At 75.1% G+C, this 1,879-nt stretch carries 2 protein-coding genes; one reads left to right on the top strand and one right to left on the bottom strand.

What is annotated here, in order from left to right:
• Nucleotides 1-43: 43 nt before the first annotated feature.
• On the bottom strand, nucleotides 44-1,234 hold the full coding sequence (locus tag JS521_RS35445) for a thiolase C-terminal domain-containing protein (RefSeq protein ID WP_205086958.1): 1,191 nt from the start codon (nucleotides 1,232-1,234) through the stop codon (nucleotides 44-46).
• A gap of 163 nt (nucleotides 1,235-1,397) precedes the next feature.
• Between JS521_RS35445 and JS521_RS35440 the strand changes: the two genes are divergently transcribed.
• On the top strand, nucleotides 1,398-1,879 hold a 482-nt coding region (locus JS521_RS35440; protein ID WP_205086957.1), incomplete at its 3' end, for an acyl-CoA dehydrogenase family protein.

Genomic DNA, 1,879 nt, shown 5'->3' with positions numbered 1-1,879 from the left:
GTGCTGGGGCGGGGTGGCGGGCTCCGACCGGGGCTGGACGTTCTCACCCCCGCCCCAGCACCACCGTCCCCGACGCGCAGAACCAGCCGCCCGTCCCCGACGCAACCGCCAGCTCCGGCAGTGCGCCCCCGGCCTTGTGCACCTGCCGGAGTCCCGCCTCGCCGCGCAGTTGCCGTACCGCCTCCACCAGCAGGAACAGTCCGCGCATCCCGGGGTGGCAGGCGGACAGGCCGCCGCCGTCCGTGTTCACCGGGAGCTCGCCGCGCAGGCCGGTGCGGCCCTTCTCGACGAACGCGCCGCCCTCGCCCTTCGCGCAGAAACCCAGGTCCTCCAGCGTCACCAGCGTCATGTACGTGAACGCGTCGTAGATCTCGGCCAGGTCGATGTCGGCCGGGCGCACCCCGGCCCGTTCGAAGGCCAGGCGGCCGGAGACGGCGGCGGGGGAGACCGTGAAGTCCTCCCACTCGGACATCGTGGCGTGCGAGACGTGCTCCCCGGTCCCCAGGATCCACACCGGCGCCTTCGCCGTGTCGGGGACGTACTCCTCGGCCGCAAGCAGCACCGCGCAGCCCCCGTCGCTGCGGATACAGCAGTGCAGCTTGGTGAACGGGTCCGCGATCATGGGCCCCGACAACACGTCGTCCACGGTGATCGGCTCCCGGAACATCGCCTCCGGGTTCGCCGCCGCGTTCGCCCGCGCCGTCACCGCCACCTCGGCGAGCTGCTCCAGGGTCGTGCCGTACGTGTGCATGTGGCGGCGGGCGGCCATCGCGTACTTGGCGATCAGGCTGTGCCCGTACGGCACCTCGAACTGCGCCGGCCCCCGCGCCCCGAACGACAGGTTCGACGTGCGGTGGCCCGCCTTGATGTCGGCCCGGGCGGTGGACCCGTAGACGAGGAGCACGGCCCGGGCCCGGCCCGCGGCGATGGCGTCCGCCGCGTGGGCGGCCATCACCTCCCAGGTCGCGCCGCCCACCGCCGTCGAGTCGACCCAGGTCGGCCGCAGTCCCAGATACTCGGCGACCTCCACCGGGGCGAGGGTTCCGAGCCCGGCCGAGGCGAAGCCGTCGACGACCGCGCGGTCCAGGCCGGAGTCGGCGAGCGCGCGACGGGCGGCCTGGGCGTGCAGGGCGTACGGCGTGGCGTCGTCGACGCGACCGCAGTCCGCGAGCGACACGCCGACGACGGCGACCCTGCGCGGACGGCGGGAGGGACGCGGGGCGGAGGAAGACATGAATCTGACGGTACATCAGATAAGGGGTGTCGCAACCGGGCGTGCGCGATGCCTTCCTCGCCCCGCGTGCATGCGCGACTCTGGGAATTCCCGTCCCCCCTACCTAATATGACGGATCGTCAGATCGGGGGGCCGCCGGCCCCCGGGTGGAAGGAGCCCGCAGATGGACGCCGCCCTCACCGCGGAACAGCACGAGATCCGCCGCACGCTGCGCGAACTGCTCGCCCGGCACGGCGGACCCGACGCGATCCCCGCCGCCGTGGGCACCGCCGAGGGTTACGACCCGGCCCTGTGGCGCAGGCTCGCCGAGGACCTCGGGCTGCCGGGCCTCGCGCTCGCCGAGGAGTACGGCGGGGCCGGCTGCACGGCCACCGAGCTGGCCCTCGCCTGCGAGGAGACCGGGCGGGCGCTGCTGCCCTCGCCGCTGCTCGCCACCGCCGCCCTCACCGCACCCCTGATCGCCGCGCTCGGCACCCCCGGGCAGCGGGCCGCCCTGCTGCCCCGGATCGCCGACGGAACCCTGACCGCCGCCCTCGCCGTCCCCGGCGGCTCGCTCGCCACCGCCCTGGGCCTGACCGGCGACAACCTCGACGGGGCCTGGGCGGGCGGCGGCCGGGGCGGCGGCATCCAGGCCCGCGGGGAGGG

It is taken from the genome of Streptomyces durocortorensis (genome assembly GCF_016901035.1).
GTDB lineage: Bacteria > Actinomycetota > Actinomycetes > Streptomycetales > Streptomycetaceae > Streptomyces > Streptomyces durocortorensis.
This window is presented reverse-complemented; position numbering and strand designations above follow the sequence as displayed.

Bases quoted from the DNA above. Each gene is read 5' to 3' on its own strand.
- JS521_RS35445 (WP_205086958.1), bottom strand. From the start codon at position 1,234: ATGTCTTCCTCCGCCCCGCGTCCCTCCCGCCGTCCGCGCAGGGTCGCC.